Origin of the sequence: Ruminococcus flavefaciens, assembly GCF_900116855.1 — a bacterium.
In the GTDB taxonomy this organism is placed as follows: Bacteria; Bacillota; Clostridia; order Oscillospirales; family Ruminococcaceae; genus Ruminococcus; species Ruminococcus flavefaciens_R.
In genome coordinates this window covers 185,009-210,208 of record NZ_UETD01000009.1, presented here as the reverse complement: position 1 = coordinate 210,208, position 25,200 = coordinate 185,009, and the positions used below count along the sequence as shown (strand labels likewise).

The 25,200-nt window shown below is 40.6% G+C and carries 26 protein-coding genes and 2 pseudogenes; 13 read left to right on the top strand and 15 right to left on the bottom strand.

The annotated features are described in order from the left end of the window. Positions 1 to 71: 71 nt before the first annotated feature. The 5 genes from DSZ37_RS11155 to DSZ37_RS11135 all read right to left on the bottom strand — a co-directional run bounded on the left by DSZ37_RS11155 (position 72) and on the right by DSZ37_RS11135 (position 5,161). Positions 72 to 638 carry a DUF6680 family protein gene (locus tag DSZ37_RS11155; protein WP_181380302.1) on the bottom strand — a complete coding sequence of 189 codons (567 nt, stop codon included), beginning with the start codon at positions 636 to 638 and terminating at the stop codon, positions 72 to 74. Next, entirely contained in the window at positions 638 to 1,282 is a 645-nt protein-coding gene (locus DSZ37_RS11150) for a DUF4391 domain-containing protein (protein ID WP_109726981.1), read from the bottom strand. The genes DSZ37_RS11155 and DSZ37_RS11150 overlap by 1 nt, the downstream gene beginning before the upstream one ends. Continuing rightward, the gene (locus tag DSZ37_RS11145; protein ID WP_109726980.1) at positions 1,282 to 4,509 is read right to left on the bottom strand and encodes a helicase-related protein; all 3,228 of its coding nucleotides are present in this window, start codon (positions 4,507 to 4,509) and stop codon (positions 1,282 to 1,284) included. Before DSZ37_RS11145 ends, DSZ37_RS11150 begins: the two co-directional genes overlap by 1 nt. A 205-nt stretch (positions 4,510 to 4,714) precedes the next feature. Then, entirely contained in the window at positions 4,715 to 4,942 is a 228-nt protein-coding gene (locus tag DSZ37_RS11140; RefSeq protein WP_109726979.1) for a hypothetical protein, read from the bottom strand. Positions 4,943 to 4,969: 27 nt separating this feature from the next. Next, positions 4,970 to 5,161, bottom strand: a complete 192-nt coding sequence (locus tag DSZ37_RS11135) for a hypothetical protein (RefSeq protein WP_109726978.1) — start codon at positions 5,159 to 5,161, stop codon at positions 4,970 to 4,972. A 289-nt stretch (positions 5,162 to 5,450) separates the two neighbouring features. On the opposite strand from DSZ37_RS11135, the gene DSZ37_RS11130 reads away from it, so the two are divergent. The 4 genes from DSZ37_RS11130 to DSZ37_RS11115 all read left to right on the top strand — a co-directional run bounded on the left by DSZ37_RS11130 (position 5,451) and on the right by DSZ37_RS11115 (position 8,701). Further along, entirely contained in the window at positions 5,451 to 6,065 is a 615-nt protein-coding gene (locus DSZ37_RS11130; protein ID WP_109726977.1) for a DUF6088 family protein, read from the top strand. Next, positions 6,055 to 6,966: a nucleotidyl transferase AbiEii/AbiGii toxin family protein gene (locus DSZ37_RS11125; RefSeq protein WP_109726976.1), complete on the top strand. Its 912-nt coding sequence runs from the start codon at positions 6,055 to 6,057 to the stop codon at positions 6,964 to 6,966. The genes DSZ37_RS11130 and DSZ37_RS11125 overlap by 11 nt, the downstream gene beginning before the upstream one ends. A 450-nt stretch (positions 6,967 to 7,416) precedes the next feature. Next, positions 7,417 to 7,989 carry a helix-turn-helix transcriptional regulator gene (locus DSZ37_RS11120; RefSeq protein WP_031561575.1) on the top strand — a complete coding sequence of 191 codons (573 nt, stop codon included), beginning with the start codon at positions 7,417 to 7,419 and terminating at the stop codon, positions 7,987 to 7,989. Continuing rightward, positions 7,982 to 8,701, top strand: a complete 720-nt coding sequence (locus DSZ37_RS11115; RefSeq protein WP_109726975.1) for a DUF6036 family nucleotidyltransferase — start codon at positions 7,982 to 7,984, stop codon at positions 8,699 to 8,701. The genes DSZ37_RS11120 and DSZ37_RS11115 overlap by 8 nt, the downstream gene beginning before the upstream one ends. A gap of 37 nt (positions 8,702 to 8,738) precedes the next feature. Here DSZ37_RS11115 and DSZ37_RS11110 read toward each other — a convergent pair whose 3' ends face one another. The 3 genes from DSZ37_RS11110 to DSZ37_RS18235 all read right to left on the bottom strand — a co-directional run bounded on the left by DSZ37_RS11110 (position 8,739) and on the right by DSZ37_RS18235 (position 10,260). Continuing rightward, positions 8,739 to 9,233 carry a hypothetical protein gene (locus DSZ37_RS11110; protein ID WP_109726974.1) on the bottom strand — a complete coding sequence of 165 codons (495 nt, stop codon included), beginning with the start codon at positions 9,231 to 9,233 and terminating at the stop codon, positions 8,739 to 8,741. After that, entirely contained in the window at positions 9,226 to 9,483 is a 258-nt protein-coding gene (locus tag DSZ37_RS11105; protein WP_109726973.1) for a helix-turn-helix domain-containing protein, read from the bottom strand. The genes DSZ37_RS11110 and DSZ37_RS11105 overlap by 8 nt, the downstream gene beginning before the upstream one ends. A 591-nt stretch (positions 9,484 to 10,074) precedes the next feature. After that, positions 10,075 to 10,260 (bottom strand): type I restriction endonuclease, encoded by a 186-nt coding sequence (locus DSZ37_RS18235; RefSeq protein WP_431768066.1) that lies wholly within the window; start codon positions 10,258 to 10,260, stop codon positions 10,075 to 10,077. Between the two features lie 253 nt (positions 10,261 to 10,513). Between DSZ37_RS18235 and DSZ37_RS11090 the strand changes: the two genes are divergently transcribed. The 3 genes and pseudogenes from DSZ37_RS11090 to DSZ37_RS11080 all read left to right on the top strand — a co-directional run. Next, a complete protein-coding gene (locus DSZ37_RS11090) occupies positions 10,514 to 11,143 on the top strand; it encodes an NAD(P)-dependent oxidoreductase (RefSeq protein WP_109726971.1) in 630 nt (209 codons plus the stop codon). Positions 11,144 to 11,158: 15 nt separating this feature from the next. Next, the gene (locus tag DSZ37_RS11085; RefSeq protein WP_109726970.1) at positions 11,159 to 11,596 is read left to right on the top strand and encodes an Rrf2 family transcriptional regulator; all 438 of its coding nucleotides are present in this window, start codon (positions 11,159 to 11,161) and stop codon (positions 11,594 to 11,596) included. A gap of 54 nt (positions 11,597 to 11,650) precedes the next feature. Beyond that, a pseudogene (locus DSZ37_RS11080) lies at positions 11,651 to 11,984 on the top strand (pyridoxamine 5'-phosphate oxidase family protein); the annotation flags it as partial. A 31-nt stretch (positions 11,985 to 12,015) separates the two neighbouring features. Here DSZ37_RS11080 and DSZ37_RS11075 read toward each other — a convergent pair. The 4 genes from DSZ37_RS11075 to DSZ37_RS11060 all read right to left on the bottom strand — a co-directional run bounded on the left by DSZ37_RS11075 (position 12,016) and on the right by DSZ37_RS11060 (position 15,680). Continuing rightward, positions 12,016 to 13,662 (bottom strand): recombinase family protein, encoded by a 1,647-nt coding sequence (locus tag DSZ37_RS11075; RefSeq protein WP_109726969.1) that lies wholly within the window; start codon positions 13,660 to 13,662, stop codon positions 12,016 to 12,018. A gap of 90 nt (positions 13,663 to 13,752) precedes the next feature. After that, positions 13,753 to 13,947: a hypothetical protein gene (locus tag DSZ37_RS11070; RefSeq protein ID WP_109726968.1), complete on the bottom strand. Its 195-nt coding sequence runs from the start codon at positions 13,945 to 13,947 to the stop codon at positions 13,753 to 13,755. A 140-nt stretch (positions 13,948 to 14,087) separates the two neighbouring features. Then, positions 14,088 to 14,453 (bottom strand): hypothetical protein, encoded by a 366-nt coding sequence (locus DSZ37_RS11065; RefSeq protein ID WP_109726967.1) that lies wholly within the window; start codon positions 14,451 to 14,453, stop codon positions 14,088 to 14,090. A 201-nt stretch (positions 14,454 to 14,654) separates the two neighbouring features. Then, complete coding sequence (locus tag DSZ37_RS11060; RefSeq protein WP_109726966.1) at positions 14,655 to 15,680, bottom strand: PDDEXK nuclease domain-containing protein; 1,026 nt, start codon at positions 15,678 to 15,680, stop codon at positions 14,655 to 14,657. A gap of 474 nt (positions 15,681 to 16,154) precedes the next feature. Here DSZ37_RS11060 and DSZ37_RS18000 point away from each other — a divergent pair, with 474 nt between their 5' ends. Together DSZ37_RS18000 and DSZ37_RS11055 are read left to right on the top strand one after the other, a co-directional pair. Beyond that, a complete protein-coding gene (locus DSZ37_RS18000) occupies positions 16,155 to 16,826 on the top strand; it encodes a plasmid mobilization protein (RefSeq protein ID WP_242978620.1) in 672 nt (223 codons plus the stop codon). After that, positions 16,742 to 18,181: pseudogene (locus DSZ37_RS11055) on the top strand (relaxase/mobilization nuclease domain-containing protein); the annotation flags it as partial. The gene DSZ37_RS18000 and the pseudogene DSZ37_RS11055, both read left to right, overlap by 85 nt. Positions 18,182 to 18,253: 72 nt before the next feature. Here the strand turns inward: DSZ37_RS11055 and DSZ37_RS11050 are convergent. Next, a complete protein-coding gene (locus DSZ37_RS11050; RefSeq protein WP_109726964.1) occupies positions 18,254 to 18,682 on the bottom strand; it encodes a hypothetical protein in 429 nt (142 codons plus the stop codon). A gap of 117 nt (positions 18,683 to 18,799) precedes the next feature. Between DSZ37_RS11050 and DSZ37_RS11045 the strand changes: the two genes are divergently transcribed. Further along, complete coding sequence (locus DSZ37_RS11045; RefSeq protein WP_109726963.1) at positions 18,800 to 19,336, top strand: recombinase family protein; 537 nt, start codon at positions 18,800 to 18,802, stop codon at positions 19,334 to 19,336. A 149-nt stretch (positions 19,337 to 19,485) separates the two neighbouring features. On the opposite strand, the gene DSZ37_RS11040 is transcribed toward DSZ37_RS11045, so the two are convergent. Next, positions 19,486 to 19,926 carry a hypothetical protein gene (locus tag DSZ37_RS11040; protein ID WP_109726962.1) on the bottom strand — a complete coding sequence of 147 codons (441 nt, stop codon included), beginning with the start codon at positions 19,924 to 19,926 and terminating at the stop codon, positions 19,486 to 19,488. A gap of 335 nt (positions 19,927 to 20,261) precedes the next feature. On the opposite strand from DSZ37_RS11040, the gene DSZ37_RS11035 reads away from it, so the two are divergent. Next, positions 20,262 to 22,412 carry an extracellular solute-binding protein gene (locus tag DSZ37_RS11035; protein WP_109726961.1) on the top strand — a complete coding sequence of 717 codons (2,151 nt, stop codon included), beginning with the start codon at positions 20,262 to 20,264 and terminating at the stop codon, positions 22,410 to 22,412. A 102-nt stretch (positions 22,413 to 22,514) separates the two neighbouring features. Here the strand turns inward: DSZ37_RS11035 and DSZ37_RS11030 are convergent, their stop codons facing one another. Beyond that, on the bottom strand, positions 22,515 to 22,889 hold the full coding sequence (locus DSZ37_RS11030; RefSeq protein ID WP_109726960.1) for a helix-turn-helix domain-containing protein: 375 nt from the start codon (positions 22,887 to 22,889) through the stop codon (positions 22,515 to 22,517). A gap of 158 nt (positions 22,890 to 23,047) precedes the next feature. Here DSZ37_RS11030 and DSZ37_RS11025 point away from each other — a divergent pair, with 158 nt between their 5' ends. After that, a complete protein-coding gene (locus DSZ37_RS11025) occupies positions 23,048 to 23,782 on the top strand; it encodes a LytR/AlgR family response regulator transcription factor (protein ID WP_109726959.1) in 735 nt (244 codons plus the stop codon). Continuing rightward, the gene (locus DSZ37_RS11020; protein WP_109726958.1) at positions 23,779 to 25,107 is read left to right on the top strand and encodes a sensor histidine kinase; all 1,329 of its coding nucleotides are present in this window, start codon (positions 23,779 to 23,781) and stop codon (positions 25,105 to 25,107) included. The genes DSZ37_RS11025 and DSZ37_RS11020 overlap by 4 nt, the downstream gene beginning before the upstream one ends. Positions 25,108 to 25,200 lie beyond the last annotated feature (93 nt).

Sequence of the window (25,200 nt, the reverse complement as noted above, 5' to 3'; positions counted from 1 at the left end):
TCTACTGCTTAACAATCAACATCTGATTGAATAATATAATCTCGTTTTTAAAGAAAAGCAATAGATGACCACTATTTATGTTTGCGTCCGTTAGGTTTGCGGACGGCATTTTCATTTTGTCCATTCTGATTCTCTCCACTCGAATTTTGTAATCTTGAAATTAGCAATTCCATTGCTTGCAATTGATTAGTCTTGTATTGGTTTTGCATCTGCATTTCGTTAAACATACCTTCAGGCATATATGGCTTCTGTATAGTTTTTAATGTAATGCTATCTTTATATCCTAATGATTTTGCCATGGTTTCAAGTAGCGATTCTTGTTCATCAATCATTGTTTGCTTTTGCTTATCATCTGGATTATTTACCCACAATGCTTTATAATAGTTTCTCCATTGTTTGATTACCTCTGGTTCATCTGAAAAAATGATATCAATTGAATTTAATGCATTTACACTTTGCGGAGTCCAGCCATATATACGACTTGTCATTAAAGTCATAAAAATGTCCATCTTGTCCTGTCGCTTTTTGCCCCAATCTTGTAATTTTTGCGCAATTAAAACAGAAACGATAGGTGCAACGATAATTGCAATGCAGTTGACAATAATAGAAATAATCATAAGTTTATCAGATGTAGCCATTAAATATCCTCCAACTTTTTTATCAGTTGCTTCAATTGCTTGTTCAGCTCGACCTGTCGGTTGAACTGCTTTTCTTTGCGTATTTTTGCACGGAGTTTTTCAATATCTTTTTCGAGCTTTTCCCGTGCTGCCTGCCGTTCAACAGTCTCTTTCAGGCTCTCGCTGTTTTCCTGTATCAGCGTATCTCCTGCGATCTGACGGACAAGGTTCTCATAGATCGTGTCCATGTTCAGACCGTCTATCCGCAGGGAGAAAGTATCTTCTGTTACCCAGTCAGTGTGATAATAATTCCCGACCTTGAAAGCGGCGTTTGTGCTTTCTTCCTTGTAGCCTGTCCACAGCTGATACTGCTCCTCATATTCAAGAATGAATATCAGATGATAGTGGAGCTGCCTGTCCATTTGCCGAAGCACGTTCAGGTCGATCTCACTTGTTTTCAGCTTGATAAGAAAGACTTCGACTTCCTCAACTATACTGCCTTTTTCCACATTCAGCGTATCGGCGGACAGCTTATGCGCCCAGCGTATCGAGTTGATCTGATCTATAAAACTGCGCTCCAGTTTCTTGTCGATAGTCAGCTTGTCATAAAACTTATTCTTCGGAACGAGCTTTCCGAAATAGGTGCTTTCGGGCAGTCCAAACATTATTTGTCACCGTCCTTTACCACAAGGAAACATATCAGTTCAAAATCTGACAGTCCCGAAATATCCGACACAAGCGCACTTGTGCCGCCGGAACCGAACAGGCTGTCAATATCGCTTTCGGCTTTCGTGTCGATGATAGAGTCGATAGTCATACTCAGCAACTCGCTCATCTGCGACATATCCCTGCCGTCATCAGTCTCCTTATTGAATCTTGCACACAGGTCTTTTATCGGCTGCGACTTGCCCCTGCACAGCAGGCGCACATCGTCAAGCAGCTTTTTCGGATTGAGGTAATCGCAAAGCACCTCTCCGTCATTGCCGATATAGACCATATAGAACGGGTGTATTCGGTTCTGATTGCCGATATTCACGCTGTCATTCACATTCCGCAGAACAAATATCACGCCCTCGCCAAGCTCGTCCGTAGCAGGAACAACAGCGTGAAGTCCTTTCGGCTTCTTTTCAATATCCTTATGTGTCTTTACGTATTCCAGCAGGTCAAGGCGGTATTCGTTCAGACCCAAGTCCATGATGGAAATGCCGTCGTTCATTTCCTCCATATCCACGACTTCATTCATCATCTTTTTGAGCTGGGCACTTCTGTATTCCAGATCACCCTTTTCCTCTGCATTAATCAGATCATCATCACCAGTGGAGGTCATAACAGAAATCTTCATCCTTGTTTCAACCCTGGATTTCAGATTGAGGTAGTCATCCAGATCCATATCAGGCCAGAAGTTCACCAGTTGAATGACTCCGTTCTTGCTTCCGATACGGTCGATTCGTCCGAAACGCTGGGTGATACGAACAGGATTCCAGTGAATGTCGTAATTCACAAGATAATCGCAGTCCTGCAAGTTCTGACCTTCGGAAATACAGTCGGTAGCAATCAGAATATCGATCTCCTGCGTACTATTCGGCATCAGGACATCACGCCCTTTAGATATGGGTGAAAAGAGCGTCAGCACATTATTGAGGGTGGCTCTTTTCAGCTTGACAGTTGTTCTGCCGTCCTCGCTGCCTGTTATCATAGCAGTATCAAGTCCGAATTGTTGCTTAACATATACGCTGACATTCTCATAGAGATACTCCGCTGTATCCGAGAATGCCGTAAAGATTATCATTTTCTTGTTGCCTGCATTGATAGGCTCTTTCTGCTTTTTTGCGATAAGCTCAAACAGCGCCTGCAATTTGGTATCATGTTCGGGTGTAATATCTCTTATCATCAAAATCAGCAGTTCAAGAGTGTCTTTATCCTTTTGCAGATCGTCACGCCATGAGCGGTAGTCCATATCCGCAAGGTCGATTTTAATCTTTTTGCCGACTGTGAAATCTGTGTTGCTGTCATCAATGTCAAGGTCATCATCGGTCATCTCGTACATATCAATATTAGCGGCACCGTGCTTTTCAAAAGCATTGATAGCATTTATCGTAGTAGTTATAAGATTATAGATACGCTGTAATGTCAGCGAGAATGAATTGACCGAGCTTTCAAGCCTTTTCAGCAGATTGATAGCCATAAGCCTGCGGATACCAAGCTCACGGTTAGACTGTCTGAAATTATCGCTTGTGTCCATATACTTTGAAATCTTACTTTCAAAGATATAATGGGACGGCATATAGATGCATAGCGATAATTCTATCAGACTGCTGTATATCTCATTGTAGTTTATAGCATTGTCAAGATCTGTAAGACACGGAGTAAGCGAGATAGGTTTCAACCTTTCGGGGAATTTTCCTATCTTTTCACTGTTATAGTATTTCTGTATATGTTTCCTTGAACGTGCGATAGTTACGCTGTCGAGTAGTTCAAAGAAATCAAAATCGAGCATACGTAGCAGGGAGTCGGTCGTTCTTTCTTCCTTCGGATAGCTACTCCATTCGTTGAATGCTCTCTGCGCCTGACGAAATATTTCTTCTATGGTTTTCTTGGTGTTCAGCTTTTCGCTCAAGCCCTCCGAGCAGCCCTCATAAGCAAGAGCAAGCTGATTTCTAAGATCGGTAAAACGGTTATTGACAGGAGTTGCCGATAACATAAGCACTTTAGTTTTAACACCTGCACGGATAACCCTATCCATAAGACGCATATATCTATTTTCGTGGGTATTTGAGTGTGTACCGATACCGTTTCTGAAATTATGGGATTCATCTATAACGATAAGGTCATAATTGCCCCAGTTCAGCCTGTCAAGATCAAGCCCGTTGGAATAACCGCCGTCACGGGATAAGTCCGTATGGAACAGTACATCATAATTCAGACGGTCGGAGGCGATAGGGTTATTTACATAATTATCCTTGTATGTATTCCAGTTTTCTGCGAGCTTTTTCGGGCATAATACAAGTACGGTCTTGTTGCGGTTCTCATAATACTTGATGACCGCCAGTGCAGTGAACGTCTTACCAAGACCTACACTGTCCGCAAGTATACAGCCGTTATATTTTTCGAGCTTGTTGATGATAGCAAGGACAGCATCACGCTGAAAGTCATAGAGCATATCCCATATCTTACTCTGCTTGAAGCCTGTTGCTTCATTTGGCAGCTCATCTTCGGAAATATCTTCAAGAAATTCGCTGAAAACATGATACAGCGTCATGAAGTATATAAACTCCGGAGCATTTTCATTATAGGCGGTACTGATACTTTCGATCACTGTTTCGGTAACATCTTCAAGTTTGGATTTATCATTCCAAAGCTCATTAAAAACAGAGATGTACTGCTGTGCGAAGGGAGCATCGAGGCTGTTTACCATATTATAGGCGTTGTTTCCTCGGTCACAGCCTATATCGGTGGTAGTAAATCCCATGATCGGCATATATGCAGTTGTATCAGCAGGACTTTCAACGGTAATAAATCCGCCCATACTGTCACCGCTGACATTTGAGCGGAATTTCACCTTAGCTTTGATCCAGTCGGCACACTCCTTAGCGATAGCCTTCTGTGTCATTTCATTGCGGAGCTTTATCTCAAATTCCGTACCATACAGCCCTGACTCTCTGTCCAAACGGGGGATAAAAAACTCACGCTTCTCTTTCTTTGCTGATTCCTTTACAAAGGTAGGAGATGTGAATATGAAGCGGAGTTCATCTATATTATCAAGCTGTTTTTTCAACTCTTTGTATGCGTACATAGAAAAGCAGGAGGCAGCGATCGTCATCTTGCTTCCTTTTTTAATGCTTTCTATGAGTTCATCTTTCAGAAGCGTGTTTATATTGTCTATAACTTTCATATTGTTTACCTCTATGTGAGTGGAAGAAGAATAAAAAATGATAAATAGTTACTTCTCAAACTGTATGTGCAAAATCCACAAACAAGCAAATATTTCCAAATAAAATTATACCAAATTTCAACACACATGTCAATAATGTTCAATAAATCTTTTTAAATTTATAATAATCATATATTCTTAATAAAACCCATTATTGGTGTGCCGACTAAACAAACCTTATCGTCCCATCCGCATTTTCAATGTACACTCTATGAGTGACAGTATCATAACGTGCAATCGGCTTTCCGCAAATCTTTGCCTTATTAAGTGCTGCTTTGACAGCGGCATTTGCTCTTATATCCATATCTTTATCATCCTGAGTCAGGAAAGAATCTTTTTCTTGAGAATCTATTACTTTGATTTTCATACCGTTTAAATTTACTGATTTAGCCATTGGTATCCTCCTTTGATTTTATCAGGATTATTCGCAATATACCCTTCTTCCGTCAGGATACTCGAAATATGGCATGTTCTTGTCATAATCATATCTGGAAACAGGGAGCCCTTTGATACGGCGTATCTCGTCATCTATTCTGATTGCTTCTATAAAGCGCTTTGTAAGTTCATCATCACTTACTCCACAGGTTGAATCCAACTCATTTAATTCTTCCATAAAGGCTTACCTCCGTGTTTTTCACATATTATATCATATCAGACTTCATAAATCAATTCTATTACAATAAAATAATAGCATGTTTTTTATTTGCAGGGAGGTTAATATGGCTGATTACAGACCGCCGTTTAATAACAGTACCATCACTATGATCGATTTGCGTTCCAAACTTTGAGCTTTTCCGCCAATACTAAGAAACACTTAGATTTAATTTCAAAAATATATTTCTATTGACTTGTAGAGTCGAATATGGTATAATAAATTCAGTACAACATGGGAGGTGCTGAATATGCTGTATGATTATCTTCTTGAAACGTTTGGTAAGAATGAACCGATATTCCTTTCGGATATTCGTTATAAGGATTACTCTGATATCTGGCTCAAAAAAGGGCTTGCCAAGCTCTGTGACAGCGGCCAGATCATTCGCTACGAAAGAGGTATCTACTATATCCCTATCAAAACACCGTTTGGAAACAGTATTCTGAATCCAAACAGGATCATTGAGCGAAAGTATTTATCCGAAAAAGGAAAGCGAATCGGGTTTTACACCGGAATCACTGCATTGCAACAGGCAGGTCTTTCTACGCAGATGTCGAATATCCCCGAAATTCAAACGAATAATGAAAACTCTAAGCTCCGCAGAGTTAAAATTGGAAATCAGGAAGTTATTTTACGAAAGGCAAGAGTTACAATAGATAATGACAATATATTTGTTTTGCAGTTCCTTGAAATGATGAACAGCACCTCATCAGGATATTTTGACGATGAAAGAAAAGCTGTCATCAAAAACTGGATCAGAAAATGTAATATTTCTCAGGAACTTGTTACAAAATATGCGCCGTTTTTTCCTGACAAGGCTTTGCGAAATCTCATAGAAAGCGGAGTGATCTATTATGTTGCATAACAAAAAGGATACCTTTGAGCAGCTTGTCCTGCGAACCTCTGAATATCTCGGAGTCAAGGCAGAGATAGTTGAGAAGGACTATTTTGTAACGCTTTTTCTGAAAAGAATCGCCGCTGTTATGCCGGATATTGTTTTCAAAGGCGGCACGTCATTGTCAAAGTGCTATCATATTATAAAGCGTTTTTCCGAGGATATTGACCTTAATTTACAGTCCGAAATAAAACCGCCTGAACGAAAAAGAAGGCAGCTCAAAGCAAATATAATCCAAATAATCAATGATTTAGAGTTTGAGCTTACCAACCCTGATGCAGTCAAAAGCCGACGTGACTATAACCGTTATATTATCGACTATCCCTCGTCACTATCAGCTGCTTACCTGAAGGAACAGCTTATCGTCGAAACTGCGATATATCAAAGAGCTTATCCAACGAAGGTAATGTCAGCAGACAGCCTGATCTATCAATATCTTCACGAAAACGGTTATGGTGATTTTATTAAGCAATATGATCTAGAGCCTTTTGCGCTTAATGTTCAGACCGCCGAACGTACAATGATCGACAAAATGTATGCTCTGGCGGATTACTATCTGCTGAATACCACTACCGAGCATTCAAGGCACATCTACGATATTTACAAGCTGTCTGAGATTGTAACGGTAGATGATACGCTGAAAGAGCTTGCATTATCTGTCGCTGAAGAGCGCAGACCACATAAGATGTGCCTTTCAGTTCAGAACGGTAAAAATGTGACCGAGATCCTCCGAGAGGTCATTGATAAGAAAACCTATAAAGAGGATTACGATACAATAACAGTCCCTCTGCTGTTTGAAGCTGTTTCATATAATACGGCGGTTTCAGCATTGGAGAACATCCTTCAAAACGGTATATTTGACAAGGTTTGAATTTGACAATGGAAATTGAAAGATATGAAGAATGTTAGTCGCTCGACCGACCAAGTTAGCGACCAAGTTACCGACTAAGATCACAACACTTGCAGACTGACAAAAAGAAACGCTCAGGGACTTCCTGAGCGTTTGAATTATATGAGTTTCCTAAGCAGTTCCAAGTGCTTATCGACCTTCTTCACGATGTTATATCCGTCACCGCAGTAGAAGTCGATGAGCCATTCGCGGCAGGTTACCGATTCACTTACAGGTATTCTTGAAAATGATTATTATGATAAAGCTGGGCGGACAGTATTAAAGTAATGGTGCCTATGTTTTATCTCATTTTATATCTGGCTAAATTTCCCCCATGAGTTCAAAAGAAAAAATTTCATCATTTGAACACATTTTTCTGTTGCAATTACTTCGGTAAACCGTTATAATATATGTAAGAGAGGAGGGATTTTCATGTTGATAAATGAAAAGCTCGAAAAAATCAATATGACCAAGTATCGTCTAAGTAAGGACAGCGGAGTGCCACAGGCAACTATCAATGATATTTGCAGCGGAAAAGCCGACCTTGAAAAATGCTCGGCAGGAACACTCTATAAAATAGCAAAAGTTCTCGGAATATCAATAGAGTCTATATTAGACTCAGCCAAAGATGATATTCGCAGTTCCTTTGAAATATTTAAAAGCAATACCTGTCATCATGTAAAGGATATGGGTGATCTGGACTTTATTGTAGTTGTGCTGGAATCCGATGAAGTCCGCAAGCTCTATAACAAGCATTGGTATCCCGAAGCTCTTTATTTACTTGCTATGCTCGATTATTTATCAAGGATTAACGAAATACCGCTTTGTTCCAAGTATAACGATCTTCGCATGAGGAAACTGGAAAAGCCCATATATCCAGTAGGCGTGTTGCTTAACAGCGAGGTTTTAAAATCAGATGAACCTTTGCGAATAGCAGAAAAAGAGGCTATTCCTGAATTCAGAAGATTTAATATTATCGAAAGCGAAGTGAGAAACGTTGTTTGAGCAGCCATTTACAAAAGAAAACCTTGATCAGTATCTGAAGGAACTTGCAAAGGAATTCAGAAAAATTAATGGTAAAAATATGTCTGCCGATATTATTCTTATTGGCGGAGCTTCTGTAGTAATTAATTACGGATTCCGCGAAATGACATATGATATGGACGCAGTTATAAATGCTGCTTCTTCTATGAAAGACGCTATCAATCATGTTGGTGATAAATTCAACTTACCAAACGGTTGGCTGAATACGGATTTCATGAAAACAACGTCATATACTCCGAAAATTGTTCGGTATTCCAAGTTTTACCGCACTTTTTCCAATATTGTTACTTTCCGTACAGTAACAGGCGAATACCTCATAGCAATGAAACTTATGGCAGGTCGTCAATACAAATACGATTTATCCGATATTATCGGCATCTTATGGGAACATGAAAAAGCTAACAATCCAATTACCATAGATATGATAAGAGAAGCAGTAAGTAATTTATATGATTCTTATGATAAACTTCCTGAACACTCCAGAATTTTTATTGAGAAAGCAATTTCTGATAAGAGTTATGAGGAAATGTATAAAAGTGTAAGGCAAATGGAAGCTGATAATAAGGATATTCTTTTACAGTTCCAAGAAGACTATCCGGATGCTGCAAATACCGATAATGCTAATGATATTCTTGCTGCAATAAAGAAGAAAAAGGAAACCACTCAGAACTAAGAAAGGCTTCGCTCAGGATTGCTCCTGAGCGGTAATGTCATATGAGCTTTCTAAGCAATTCCAGGTGCTTATCAACTTTCTTTACGATGTTATATCCGTCACCGCAGTAGAAGTCGATGAGCCATTCGCGGCAGGTTATGAGTCCTGTCTGTACTATTACTGAACGGAGACTGCCTTTCACTATCCATCGGTCCACGGCATTGGGAGTATATCCTGTTATGGCTGACACCTCTGTGATAGTCAGAACATCAGGCACATCGAACCAAACATCGTTCAGCTGTTCTCGGAAGCACTCCGGCGGTCGCTGCGGCTGAACCCTTTCTGCTGCGTTCTCAGTCCGTATTATATATTCGATAACGTCATCGAGCTTCACAGCGTATCGGCGAGTTTTATTGCAGTTATCAGTGCAAGGAATAGCTCCGCTTTGGAGGAGCCATGCACACTTCCGCTTGCTGATATGGAGTATCTTACGAAGCTGTTCTCCTGATATCACTTCGGGGAACTCATCGTACAGGTAGCTGTAATCACTCATTCTTGCCGCCTCGCTTTATCGAGCGTGTAGGCTCGTCGTCGCAGTGCTCGAGCAGGTAGTCGATAAGGTCATCTTTACTTAATATGTATCCGCCCTGATATACAAAGGAGCGAAGCTCTCCGCTGTGTATGAGCTCGTAGACTCTGTTCTTTCCAAGCGGCGACCACCTGGCGGCTTTTATCGGTGATAATATCTCGGGACATCTTCTGAGCATACGCTCTAATTCTTTACGTTTTTCTTCCTTGTTCATGGTCACTTTTTCCTTTCATTTTTCGCTTTAGCCGCCTGAAATTTCTCGCAGTTTTCTCGCACTTTTCTCGCAAATTTCCGAATTCTCGCAGAAAAGTGCTCAAAATCAGGGAAAAACGGTGTTTTTTTAAGACGATAAGTGACCAAATGGGAAGTTTTATAATTTGCTCGAAATCATGATGCCCCTTGAGGGACGTGGGTTCGAATCCCACCCACTGCGCCATCTTAGCCGAATAAAAATATTGACACGGCTCAAAATCCCCGAATTTTCGGGGATTTTTACTATCTAAAAAGTCGAAAGAAACTATAAAAAACGAATGTTGACATTGGGCTATTTTACCACTTTGGTGGGAGTTGAACCCTCACACGAGCTTGTTTCCAGCCCACTCAAGGTCGAAATACAAGCAAATATTGGCTTTGTCGACAAAAAAACAGTATACAAAGTTTCGGACTCGGTTTTAGTGGTTTTCACGAAATGTGAAAACACTGGAATCGAGTCCTTTTTTGTTTCCCCGCAAACCATCTGTTAGCAAACCTATCAGCGATTTGTGAGCCGTTTCTGACGGCATCGATGGTAGCTCGGGATACTACACTACCGAGAATGACTAAAGCCGTTGTGAACGATTTTTGAGCCCATAACAACGAAGGCATTATATTTAAAAAGCTCAGGTATATCTCTGCGGTAGCGAACAGTCAATTGAGTATATGCGTCCATAATTGTGGTATCTTCACGGACAGCACTTTTGAATTCAAAGACTACAACAGGGATACCATTTATAAAGATACCGCCGTGTCAGAGAGTATGAAGCGGAACATGGGATTGCAGAGACGACCTCTGCTTGATATATAGCAATATAGTTTGGTGAGTATGCACATATTTTTCGCAGACTTTTATGCAATCCTCTAAAGCTGTAATGATTATATTGACAACTCAACATTCGCATGATATACTGATATCAGAAAAGTTGAAACAGAGAAGATTACAACTTTACAATTCACCAGAATCATGTTATAATCAGGAGGTACTTATTATGAAAATCGCAGTTGTTTGTGCAAACGGCAAGGCAGGTCAGCTCATCGTAAAAGAGGCTGTAAACAGAGGTTTTGACGTTACCGCATTCGTTCGTGGCGAGAACAAGTCTGCCGCTCCGAATGCTGTTATCAAGGATCTTTTTGAGATAACCAAAGAAGACCTTGCTCCCTTCGATGCAGTTGTGGACGCTTTCGGCGCATGGACCCACGACACACTTCCTCAGCACTCCACTTCACTTGCTCACCTGTGCGACGTTCTTTCGGGAACTGATACAAGACTTCTCGTTGTGGGCGGCGCAGGAAGCCTGTATGTGAACGCTGAGCATACCGCCTGCGTTTCTGACGGTGCTGATTTTCCCGAAGTTTTCAAGCCGCTGGCTTCTGCTATGGCAAAGGCTCTGGGTGAACTCCGTCAGAGAAACGACGTAAAATGGACTTATATCAGCCCCGCAGGAGATTTTCAGGCTGACGGCGAGCGTACAGGCAAGTATCTTCTCGGCGGTGAGGAGCTGACACTCAACTCTAAGGGTGAGAGCGTTATCAGCTACGCAGACTATGCGATCGCAATGATTGACGAGGTAGTAAACGGCGGTCATATCAAGCAGCGCATCGGCGTTGTAAAGGAATAAGAGAGATGATAGTCTATGCAGATCACAAGTAAATTCACAGCAGCAGTACATATCCTCGCCTGTATCGACATTTTTGACGGTCAGATGAGGGTGACAAGTGACGTCCTGTCAGGCAGTACGGGGGTAAATGCGGTGATAGTCCGCAACGTCCTCGGACAGCTTCGCACGGCAGGGATAGTTGAAACTCGTCAGGGCAGCGGCGGCGCACACCTTGCAAAAGCACTTGACGAAGTAACGCTGTACGATATTTACAAGGCTGTTGACTGCATAGATGATGAGGGACTGTTTCACTTCCATGAAAATCCAAATGCGGAATGTCCCGTGGGACGCAATATCCACAAGGCTATGGACGGCAGGCTTGAAGCGGCTCAGGCGGCTCTTGAAAACGAGCTGAAAAGCACTACACTTGCGCAAGTTGTTGCAGACACCCGAAAGATCATTGACGAAGAATAACCAAACAGAGTGTGCAGACGTTTTGTCAGCACACTCTTTCCATAGGAGGACAATATGACAGCGAATGATTATCTGAGATTTATCGTGGACGAGATACACTCCGCAGTTGTTGCAACAGTGGACAGCGACGGTCTGCCTGTGACCTGCGTGATCGATATGATGTACGCGGACGAGAACGGACTGTACTTTCTCACCGCAAAGGGAAAGAACTTCTATCAACGGTTAAAGGACAAGGGCTATCTTGCTCTTTCGGGAAAAAAGGGAGAGGATACCATGAGCTGCACTGCTGTTTCTGTCCGTGGCAAGGTCAGGGAGTTAGGCTCTGATATGCTCCCACTGCTGTTTGAGAAGAATCCCTATATGCGTGAAATTTATCCCACCGAGCAAACATTATCTAATGGATACACATTAACTCATACTTACTTAAAATCGGGCTTTTCACCCTCTGCAAGCCCATTATTGAGGAACTTGTAATAAATCTGAATACGGCGAGGTGTGCTTTTATCCTTCGGGCGGTCACCGACCACAATATACTCAATCAGATCTACACACATCTCCCTCGTCAACTCAGGTGCATCGGCATACTGTTTCAGACGGCGGATAAATTCCTCAATATCGTCCTTTGCCTTGCTGTCCTGTTCCAATGCAGCGGTAAGGCTTTTTACTTTCTCCGTCAGCTCTGCTTCTTCTGTGCGGAACTGACCGAGCATTTCAAGGCACAAGTCCTCCGGCACCTTGCCGAGCAGCTTATCCTGATAGACTTTCTGTGTCATCATCTTCAACTCAGCAAGCCTTGACTGGTGCTTTGCAAGCTGTTGACGGGCATCGTCAAGGTATTTTGTGCCATCTGTTTCCTTGCGTTTGAGAAATTCCTGTCGGGCTTCATCTTCGCTCTCAATAACATATTTTGCCTTTGCGTGAATATCAGCAAGCACTATCTTTTCGATCTGCTTTCTGCTGATATAGTGAGTGGTACAAGTGCTTGCACCGCAACGGCTGTATGTACCGCAGGCATAGAAATAATTGACCGAGCCGTCCTTTTTCTTTGCGTGACCGTTCAGCTTCATCTTTGCACCGCAGTCAGGACAGAACATCAAACTATTCAGCGGAAGAACAATGCCCTTTTTCATGATCTTACCGTGGCTTGCACAGCGGTCAACCTCTTGACACTTATCCCAAAGCTCCTGAGAAATAATAGGCTCGTGAGTATGCTCCGCAATAACCCACTCGTCCTTGCCACGGCGGACGGACTTATGGTTTTTGAATGATACTGTCGTAAACTTCTGCTGTGCCAGATGCCCGATATAGATCGGGTTGCCGAGGATATTTCTTACCGCCACATGACTCCAGTAATGAAAGGTGTTCTTATACGGATTCGGCTTACCCAACCTCTGCGCCCGATAGTCAGAAGGTATCGGCACACCATCGGCATTCAGGATTTTAGCGATCTGCGTCGGCGTGATGCCTGTTGCACGAAGCTCAAAGATACGGCGTACCACTTTTGCGGCAGGCTCGTCAATGACGGGAGTGTGCTTTTCATCATCGCCTTTGAGATAACCGTAGGCAGCGAATGAAGCGATATACTTTCCTTCTTTGGCATTCTGGGCGAGGACGCTTCGCACCTTCTTGGAAGTGTTGGCGGCGTGCCATTCATTGAAAAGATTCATGATCGGCATAAGATCCATCGCTGTGCTGTTGCGGTCAAGCGTATCCACATTGTCACTCAGGGCAATGAAGCGGATATTGAACGAAGGAAAAATATAGTCGATATACTGACCGACCTCAATGTAATTACGACCAAAACGAGAAAGGTCTTTACAGAGGATCAGGTTTATCTTTCCCGACTTTGCATCATCGAGAAGCTGTCTGACACCCGGACGATCAAAATTTGTACCCGAATAGCCGTCATCCTCGCATATCTCCACCAAGTTCCAGCCTGCCTGCTGACTGACATAATCGGTCAGCATTTTCTTCTGATTTTCAATGGAGAGGGACTCGCCCTCTCGCATATCTTCCTGAGATAATCTCACATAAATACCTACGTTATAGGTTGACTGTCTTGTCATGACATACTCCTTTCCAATCAAGACAGCCATATTCGATATTCCTATTATAGCGCAGAAAACCGAATATGGCAAGTCCTTTTTTCTATCTTTTCAGACTTGTCCAACGGTTTCTGCATAAGCTCTTTCAAAAGCCATTCTGTAAAGCTCCTTGTCGAGATTTTTCTCCCCGACAAAGTGGCTTGTGACGGCAAAAAGCTGACCGTCGATCTCATAGGTCGCTTCGCTCACGGGCTTGTCTTTGTATCGCTCGTTCAGCTCGGCAAGAGTAGCATCGTTTGTTGTCAATTTTCTCCTTTCCGCCTGCGATTATCTATCTCTACACGCATAGGCTCAATGTTGCAGGGCGTTACTCCTGCACAGGGTAGCCGTGCGGAACGGCAGGAGCCGTCCCGTTTACAGCTATCGTTTTGTTGTCGGTCTATATCTTAAACCGCATAAGGGTTAGACTTCTCATCAAAGAACGAAGTCTGTCCGTCAGCATCGTCAAAGCCGTTATCGGCATCATCATCGGCAGAGTTGTCCTCGCCCGACACATTCACCGCAGGACTATCTACAAGCCCCTCAATGTCGGCATAGTTCATACCGTTTGCAGTCAGCTTGCTGATAAGGGTATGCTCCGTTGTCACAGCATCGACAAGCTCCTGTCCGTCCTTGCCGTACAGCTCAGAGAGTATATCATAAGCGATCTGCTTGCTCTGCATAATGATCTTACGCTTACGTTCAAGGGCAGCTCTCACAGCCTTGTCAGCGTTGTCGATCTTCGCCTGGTTGCCGTTCAGATTTCCACGCATTCATTTCACCACCTGTCTGAAATTAGATTTCAGGATAACACCTGATGATATTATTATAGCGCGCAATAAAGCCGTTTGTCCAGATGCATTGCGCACGAACTTTCTGTTTCATTAGAGTTTTGCGTTCGACAGATTGTTATGGGGAAAATGAAAAAGCTGCGGAGCGGAAATCGCTCACACAGCTCTGTATACATATTCATTTTATTCCTCATCACTCATAAATCTGCGGAACTCTGCTTCAAGCTGTTCTCTGTCAGGCAGATACAACTGATAACGGCTTACGAATAATTGATTGGTAATATTCTGGAGAGCGTACTGCATGACCAGCTTGTCCTGATATGCACCGAGTATCAAGCCTATCGGTTCGGAGTCACCCTCAGTATTCATTTCCTGCTTGTAGTAGTTGAGATAGAAATTCATCTGTCCAATATCTTCGTGCTGGACCTCACCGATCTTCAAATCGACAAGCACAAAGCATTTCAGGATACGATGATAGAAAACGAGATCGACCTTATACGTTCTGCCTGCAATGACTATTTTCTGCTGCCTGCCGACATAAGTGAAGCCCTTGCCGAGTTCAAGGAAGAACTGGCTCAGATTATTGACAAGAGCTTCTTCAAGATCGCCCTCTTTATACACGGGAAGATTCGGAAGTCCGGTGAATTCAAGCACATACGGCTCTTTGATTATATCCTCCGGCTTTTCAATGACTTGTCCTTCCCGTGAAAGTCTGAGAACTTCGCTCTTATCTCCGCTGAGTGCGAGGCGATGATAGAGCATACTTTTCATCTGGCGTTTCAGCTCACGAACACCCCAGTTTTCAGCGATACACTCTTTCTCATAGAAGGCTCTTTCCGCAGTATCTTCGATCTTCAAAAGCTCAACGTAATGACTCCAATTTAATTTTTGCGACAGTGTCGCAAAATTTTCATAGGAGAGGTATAGCTGTCGCATACGATAGATATTGCTCCAGCTAAAGCCCTTGCCGTAGCGGACACTAAGGTCAGCGGCAAGCATCTTTAAAGTGTTTGAACCGTACTCCGCATTCTCATGACCGTGCTGTTCAAATTCAACGATATACTGTCCTATCTGCCAGTACGTTTCAACCATAGCCGAGTTGATAGCGGCAACCGCCTTGCCCTTGCCGGCTTCGATCGCATTGCCAACATTATCGAGCAGAGCTGTGTATTCGGGATCGTTTCTGTCAATTACATCTATCTCATTCATAGCGTGACCTCATTAATATAATTACGATTATCGGCGATACAGTAGCCGCCGATGTTAGCTTTGATATTATTATACCACATCGGGACTCAAAATGCAATATCCATATTTTTCACCAGATTGCCGCACTCCCAGCACGATAACTGCGCCATACCAGATTAGAATATTGACACCGATGATGACATGGAGAGCATCACGCAGGAGCGTGAGCGAGGAATAAGACCGCCGACCGAAGCGGCGGAGAGAAAGTCGCACAGCTCCAATTCGCTGGGGCAACAGCGAAAGTCTGCGGATAAGCAAATCACGCAGACGAAAATATGCGCGACAGCGCAACAAAAATAACAAGCATTGTATTTTGCGCCGCACAGCGAGCGAAAATACCAAATGCTTGTTGGGGACACCCCAAGCCCCGTAAATGACCGCACAGCGGTCAAAAAAATCGGCTAACGCCGAAATATTCACAAGGGAGATACCACCATGAATACAGAGAAAAAGAAAAGGGGCAGACCGCCCAAGCAGAGGGTTATGGAATTTGAGGGAATGACCTACGAGGGAGCAATCAATAATGCTTTGGATAAAGAGGTCAAGTCCGAGCTTGACGATACCCTTGCACATAAGGACGAGAGCAAGCTCACCGATGATGAACGCAGGTATCTGAAACGCAAGAGGGAGAAGAAGTCATATACCCTTAATGTTCGTTTCACCGAATCGGAAATGCAGGATATTCTTGCGAAGTGTGAGCAGTATGGTTACAAGAACAAAACGGAGTATATTCGTGATTGTGTCAGGGCGAGGGTTGATATTACTCCCGACCGTTCCGAGATTGCCGAATGTAATCGTCTGATGAAACGCATAGGCAGTAACATCAATCAGATACTCATTCGCCTATACAGCACAGGACACATCTATGCCGAGGATATTGACGAGATAAAGAGAGGGGTTAATGAAATTTGGCATACACTTCTATCCATACAATCAGGGCAACAGTCAGCACAGCGATCGCTTACATCACAAACGGAGATAAGACCGTCAACGGTGTATATGTCAGCTCTTATGCTTGCCGAGCCGACAGCGCAGGAGCAAGCGAGGACTTCCGAGCAGTCCGAGACACAGGAACAGGGCGAACACAAATCCTCGCATATCACATGATACAGAGCTTTGCCCCCGATGAAGTTACACCCGAACAGGCTATGCAGATCGGAGAGGAACTTTGTGACCGATATTTGAAAGGCGATTATCAGTATGTTATCGCCGTTCACACCGATAAGGAGCATACCCACTGTCATGTGATTTTCAATAACACAAATCTGTATAATGGGTTGAGCTTCACCACCGAGCATAATCAGGGCAGGAAGTCAGAACGAGCGTGGGCAGAGCTGCGTGAAATATCCGACAAGATATGTGCTGAACACGGCTTATCCCTCATTGATCCGAAAGGCAAAGGCGTATCCCATTACGAGGACGAAATGCAGAAAGAGGGCAAGTCGTGGAAAGACAAGCTCCGCAATCTGCTCAGGGAGATTATTTCTTACAGCAGGAGCTTTGAGGAATTTCTTAAAAACTGCACAGACAGCGGTATCGAGTATGCATATACTCCGCAGAACAAAGTCAAACTAAAATTCAGGCTATCGGGCGAGGGACAGCAGAGGTTTACAAGAGCCGATACGCTGGGCGATGAATTTGAGCCGAGTGCTATCACCGAAACGATTGATACAGCACAGAAGAAAGCTGCCGCCAAAGAAGCAATGGAGAAATTTCTTGCTGCCCGTCGTGCAAGACGGCAAGCGGAGCTTGCTTTGCTCAACCAATCTTCCGCAAAGTCTGCCGAGCCTAAGCCGACACCGACACCCACCGCACAGCCCAAGCCGACCATTGCAGAGCCGACTTCACCCAAACCGACCGAGAGCCACGCACCTGAAAAGAAAGAAGATGTATGGGCAGGCATCAGGGGTATGCGTGATTGTGACAAGATGATTGCAGACCTTGAAGCTGGGGGCATCACATCGCTTGACGATCTTAGGGACTTTTTCTGGAATGTTCAGCACCCCGATGACCATACGGACGAGCTTGCCGCACTTGATAAGAAAATCAAGGGCGTTGATAAACTTATCAAGATGATGAAACAGCGTTCTCAGCACTCTGCGACCTACAACGAGTATCAGGGGCGTTCAGCGTTCACACAAAAGCACTTCCGCAAAAAGAATGCCGCTGCCATTGACGCTTATGAAGAAGCCGACAAGTACATTACCGAGCATATCAAGACTTACTACATCAAGGGCAAACCGCCCAAGCAGAGTGATTTGGAGCAACGGCTCATCGAGCTGAAAAGCAAGTACAATACCCTTGTTCCCGAACATAACGCTTTTGTCAGACGGAGGACGGCGGCATCGCAGTACACCCGTCAGGTGCGTAAGTATCTCCAAAACAAGGAACAACAGGAACGTAACAGACAGTACCAAGAAAAGAAACGCTCTCAGCAGAGGAAGAAAGACACCCTCGAATAAAAAACGGCAGGGGGAAAACTTCTCCCTACCGTGCTATGAAGCATCTGCATTGTTTAGAGTGACAAGAAAGCATCATACCTCAAAGCTGTGATCAAAGTAAAGCACACATTCCTCTCCAAAATCCACTCTATATCTATACTTTGATTTAACAGTAAATATTACATCAAATTCCATATTGTTGTACAATTCTATTCTTACATTTGAGATATATAGTCCATTAACAAAATGTTGAAATAGAGCATTTGGAGCATTGGAAATTATCTCAATATCAATTAGGTCATCTTGATATTGATAATTAGTGGAATATCTGTTTTCATATATTTTTTGAGCTATCTTATCTTTGTTTTTATCAATGAGTTTTAAATTATCAGTCATTAAACGAAAAAGATGCTTGATCTCAGATTCGGAATCACTCATTATTTTTATTCTATTTCGACGCCCCCATATCTTGAAATAGAAAAAATAATAATCCGTATTTTTTGATAAATGCAAAACTTCCAATTGAGTGACCACCTCTCATAAACGTATATTGTGATTGTTATTCAATATAGGTTTCTATGTAATTATTATACCAAACTATATTGAAAAGTCAACTAAAACAGAAAGGAAACTACAACTATGAACAAAATTGGTTACATTCGTGTATCTACGGAAAGACAGGAAACCGCCCGTCAGCAGGAGATTATGTGCGACTATCAGGTTGACCGCATTTTCTCCGAAAAGCTGTCAGGGGCAAATGCAGACCGCCCTCAGCTCAGGGCAATGCTTGACTATGTGCGTGACGGCGATACTCTCTATGTGGAAAGTATCAGCCGTCTGGGGCGTTCTACAAAGGACTTGCTGAACATCATCGACACGCTCAATGAAAAAGGTGTTACCCTCGTCAGCCACAAAGAGAACATCGACACCGACACACCTACGGGCAAATTCATGTTGACCGTGTTTGCAGCTCTCTCTCAGCTTGAAAGGGAGCAGATCAAACAGTGGCAGCGTGAGGGTATCGAGATTGCAAAGGCACAGGGCAAGTACACGGGCAGAAAGCCTATCCCCACCGACTGGACGAGGTTCGGGCAGCTCTATGGGGAATGGAGAGCGAAGAATATCACGGGACGGTATTTTATGCGTAGGATGGTATTGATGTTAAACGCCTTTTAATATTGAGTGCGTGATTATAAAACCAACTATATCGAGGATATAGTAATATAAATATAATAAGAATATACTGTTACATTGAAGTAAAACAATCTCCCCTTAAACATATGTTTAAGGGGAGATAACTTGAAGATTAATTTAGACAGATATTATTACCAATAAAAAGTAAGTCCTCCAACTGCCTTAACATATCCTGAAGCAGGCGTAATTGTAAGGGTAATTGTATCTCCAGCGTTGCATGAGAATGTGCGTGTTATACCTACACCTGTTGAGCTGGGAATTATATAGTTTCCTATGCTACTTCCATTTACTTTTACATTAACGTTTGCCTGTCCAACAGAGCAAGCGCCATAAGAAATTTTAAAGTCGTTTTCATTTGCAGTTCTTGTTATAGTTAAACTGTCATCGCTGGTTGTCCCATTGCTTGTATTAAGATTGAAGCTGAAGTAAGAATACTGCACGTATCTATCAATGACAATTTCTGTCTCAGGTGTAGTAACCTCGGCTGCATTTGCGCTGAAACCAACCATACCGGATGTAAGAGCTGTCATTGCTACTAATGCAGCAACAAATCTGTTAATCTTGTGTTTCATAAATAATACCTCCGTTTGAAATGTGATTTGGTGGATACTTATGTACATCGAATAAAACTGACCACGGTTTGACCTTTTACCCGATGTTTTTGATAACGATTTCCGTTACTGACGACATTATAAGCCATTTCATCTCGGATTTCAAGCGATTTGGCATATTATGGAATTATTTGGCATTTAATGCAATAAAATACGACTTCCGTACCGTTAATAATTGCAACTTAATATTTTCGTGCCTTTTTTTGCCGTCTTGTGCCAAATAGCTTGATTATTATATTTTTATCGTGTATACTTCTTATATAAAATATCTATCCGCTAAGAAAGAGGTAATAGAGATGAAAAAAATAGGAAAGTTATTTTCATTGGCTACAGTAATTGCAACATTAATTGCGCTTCCATCATGTGGTCAAAAAAACAGTGAAAGTAAAACCGCCAATGCTGAACCACAGGCTGTATATTCACTTAATGCTGCCGACGTTTCATTGGAAAATGAATTTTCTGACATCCTTTGTTTGGGTAGCTATAATAATACTATATTTGTTTTTGGTGTGTTAGACGGTGGCAGCTATGGAGGATATACTTCTGATAATAACCTTACAAGTTTTGCAGGCTTTTCCTTTAAACCCTCAGATGATGAAGTAGTAATAACAGCCACAATTCTTAATGATACAGATAAAGCAATCGTGACATACAAAGACGAGAAAACACTAATACACATTTTTGATGATAGCGGTAAAGAAAAAGCGGTAAATGAATATAGCGACTTACTTGATGCCGAGGAGAATTATGTGACGTTTCTTTCAGTTCAAAATGGATTTTATGTAAATGTTAATAATGAAAAAATCTCTTATGCTGACTATTCAGGAAATGTAAGCCCTATCAAACAGATCGGAGATAAAGAAATACTTGGTATAACAAAAAATAAGGATAATAACGTTGTAATTCTGCTATCAGGCTTTGATGGTAAAACTACGATAGCTGATTTAAACGAAGATAATATAAATAATGAAAGAGCTTGCGGTGACAAGTCATCCGCATTCTTAAGCGCTTGTAGCGGATGTGGGGATTATGAAATAGCAGCGGTGTTTAATGACGGTATGTATGGACTTAAAGGAACTGATTGGATAAAACTCAGCGACTTTATGGATAATACGTTCTCATCATATAATATTACAAATATGATAATGACATCAGATAATAGCTTTATTGTAAGCGTGAAAAATGATGAAAAGGCATACTTGAAGAAATTAACTCAGCGAGATCCTTCGGAAATTGCTGAACAAAAAACAATAAAAATAGCTGCCCTTCAAGGCGGTCTTGTATCTGACTATTACCTAAAGGAATACAATTCTTTGCAAAGCGAATATAAAGTAGAGTATAGCTACTATAATAGTGATAACATAGAAGATTGTATACGAGATTTGAAAATGGATATTATATCTGGAAACGGTCCCGACATAATGCCATTTGATGCGAGACTGCCAATTGACACCTTTGGAGCAAATTCAGGTGTGTTTCTTGATCTGTATTCTGTAATAGATGATGATTCTGACTTGAGCAGGGATGATTTTGTTGATGGATTTCTTGATGGGCTTGAAACAAATGGAAAACTATTTATGATAACACCAAGCTTTTCAATCAGTACAATTGAATGCAAAGATAAGTATTTAAACGGTATAAGCAACTGGAATTATGATCAGATGATGGATATTTGTGATGAAAATAAAAATAATCTTTCTATTTCAGTGAAAGCCAAATACGAATCATATACCGACGCATTTCTTGATATAATAAAATACTACCCATATGTAAATTATAGTAAGGCAAGCTGTAGTTTTAATGATGGCAATTTCATCAAGCTTATGGAATACTTTAAAGATAATAAGATTGGAGCAAAAAATCCAGTTGGTTGGGATAGCAGTATGGTGATAGAAAGTTTTAAAAATGATGAAATAATGCTAAATACTACACAAGAGCAAAACTATTTAAGTCTTTATAATATGGTTAGAGAACGTTTTAATGAGCCAGCTACAGTAATAGGATATCCCACATCTAAAGGAAGTATATCGTATGTTGAAATAGAAAACGGTTTTGCTATATTAGCAAATTCAGATGTTAAAGAAGGTGCGTGGGATTTTATTAAGACGGAGTTTCTGAGCGATAATTATTATAATGGCACAGAGGGAAGTTATATTTTCCCTGCAATAGATAAATATATAGACAAACAATTGAGTAACCTTAACACTAATCTTGCCAAATGGAAGAGTGAGGGTGAAAACTGCGAACCGATGACTGATAAGCAAATCGCAGAATACGCTTCTTGGGTAAGAGAAAATGCTGGTAACGTCGTGAAACGAGATGCAAATGTCGAAGAAGTTATTCGTGATGAACTAAATTCATATTTTAATGATGAATGTTCTGCTGAAGAAGCCATAGATATAATTCAAAACCGTATTGGTCTTTATTTAAGTGAACAGTACCAGTAAATTGATAAACGGCTATTACATAATGTGATAGCCGTTTTTTAAGAATATCAGATTTTAAGAGTATGGTTGACTTTTACTAAATAAAGTGATATAATGATTATGTTATTTTAGTTTACTATTCTTATCTCCGAGCAAAGAGAGTGTTTGAAACAGATAATGCTTTTTGTCCTTTGACATAATAGATACAATATTCACCATATCTGCTATCGTCATATTTCCATATAATGTTTCATTTAGCTTGTTGTATTCTATTTCTAACATACATCTACCAAGAAGATAATCAACATTCACATGAAAGAAGTCGGCGAATTTTTCAAGCATTTCTGTATTAGGGACTGTAATACCTTGCTCGTAATGAGCAACTGTTCCCTCACTTACATTAAATGCTTTTGCAAATTCTTTTTGGGTAAGTCCTCTTCCTTTTCTTAAATCTGAGAGGATGCACCCTGTGATATTTGATACATTATCTTTCTTCATAAGCCACACGTCCTTATTCTATATTTACTTAATTATACGAAAAACTACAGAACAAGACATTGTTTTGTTATTGTTTATGATAGTGAATTAGCTTTCACAAGTAAAACTATACGCAAAAATACAGGTAACTGTATGCATTCTACAGGAGGAGATTTGTTATGATAAGAGTTGTGATATGTGATGACAATATTGTTTTTATGAATCACTTCAAAGATATTGTTGAATCATCTTTATCAAACTATACTGATGATTTTCAAATATCAACAGTTTCTAATGGAAAACTTCTTTTAGCTAAACACATGGAAAGCGAATTTGATATTATTTTCCTTGATATAGATATGCCTGATATTTCAGGTTTTGATGTCGCTAAAGTTCTCAGGGATAATAATTCAAGATGTTTTTTAATCTTTATTACAAATCATTCCGAGCTTGTGTACGAGAGTGTGGATTTTCAACCTTTTAATTTTATAAGAAAAAATTGCGGAATACCCGTTGAGGAAAGTGTAGAAAAAATAATATCCAAACTCATACGTCATATGAGGCAAAATGAAAAAGTAATACTTGAAGATGATATATCTGGTCGAAATGCAGTATATATAAAGGATATTGTATTTATCGAAAGCGAACGACATTATGTGAAATATCATATAGCGAATAAAGAGTTTCCAATAAAAATGAGAGACAATATCAGCAATTTGGAAGTCAAATTTGAACAGTATGACTTTGTCAGAATTCATAAGCGCTACTTGATAAATTTCAGATTTCTATCCAATATTGATGGGAAAAGAAATGAAGTTACTTTGAGGCAGCTTAACATTCGGCTACCGATGAGCAAAAACTATAAAAAAGAAGTAGACGAAAAATATACTCTATTTTTGAGGTCAATGATATGAGAAGCGTAATTTGGACTACCTTTGAAATAGCTATAAATATATTTCAAGGGTTTGCATTCTGCTTTTATTCTTATAAATATCTTAATAAAGGCAAATTTAAGAGTTTTATCTTCAGCTCAGGAACGGTATTCAGTTTGATTCTTGCGGCGGTAATAACATTCTTCAATTACATTACGATATTTGAACACTTCTGGGCTTTGTTGTATTCAGCAATAATATTCATTTATGCAATGATGAAACTTAATGGCACCATTGCCAATAAAGCATTTTCAGCTATTATTCCAATATTTATAATGATTATTTCTTCTGCGTTCATTACAAATTTTTTCTCTGTTCTCTTTGGAATTCCATTTGAATCAATACTTTCAGGTGAAAGCATTCCTCGAATGCTAACCCTTGTATCAGCACAGCTGATAATAGTTTATCTCCAAATGGTATCATTAAAAATATTGAATAAAGGCGAGAATAACAGCTCATTAAATGTACAAGAATGGATAATTATTCTCTCGCTTCTTGGAATAAGCATACTAATTTCAGCAGTACTAAATTTTATTTCACTTGAAGGTGTATCTAAAAGAGGTCATTATTTTGTAGTTCTTATATTTTTTGGAGTGTTGCTTGTAAATATTATGATACTCTACATTGTTTCAAATTTAAGTCGAGCAAATAATGTTAGACACGAAAATCAACTATTGAAACTTAGGCAAGAATACAATCAGCAATATATATCAAGTGCAAACGCTGAGTATGAAGTCATACGACGAATCAGACATGATTTCAAAGATAATATTTCGGCTGTATATAGACTTGTAGAGGAAGATCGCAAACAGGAAGCTCTTAAATATATGAAGGAATATTTAGCTGAACTTGCTGAAAAGGAGGTATTCATAAAGACAAATAATCCTGTTGTAAATGCAGTAATTAACTCTAAACTATCTGCTGCCAAATCATATGGAATTAACATAGTTTGCATTTGTATTTCTGATTTTTCAGGGATAGCGGATCTTGATCTGTGTAGCTTGTTATCGAATATTCTTGATAATGCTATATCAGCTTGTAAATCTTGTTTACCTGAAAGCAAAAGAATATATATGAATATCTCTGCTGATGAATATAAATATGATTTTTGTGTTAAGAATACTATATCAACTTCAGTATTAAAAAACAATCCTAAGTTGCTTACAGATAAGCGTAATAAAAAAGAGCATGGACTCGGTGTAAAAATAATAAAAAGTATTGCTGAAAAATACGAAGGCAAAGTTGATTTTTATGAAGAATCTGATGAATTCTGTTGTAGAGTTATACTTAAAAAGGGCATTGACTAAAATGCCCTTCTTTTTATGCCATTTTTATCCACCTTATGCCAATATACTTGACTTTAAGCCGTATGTTTGGTATTATAGCGTTGTAAATTCAAT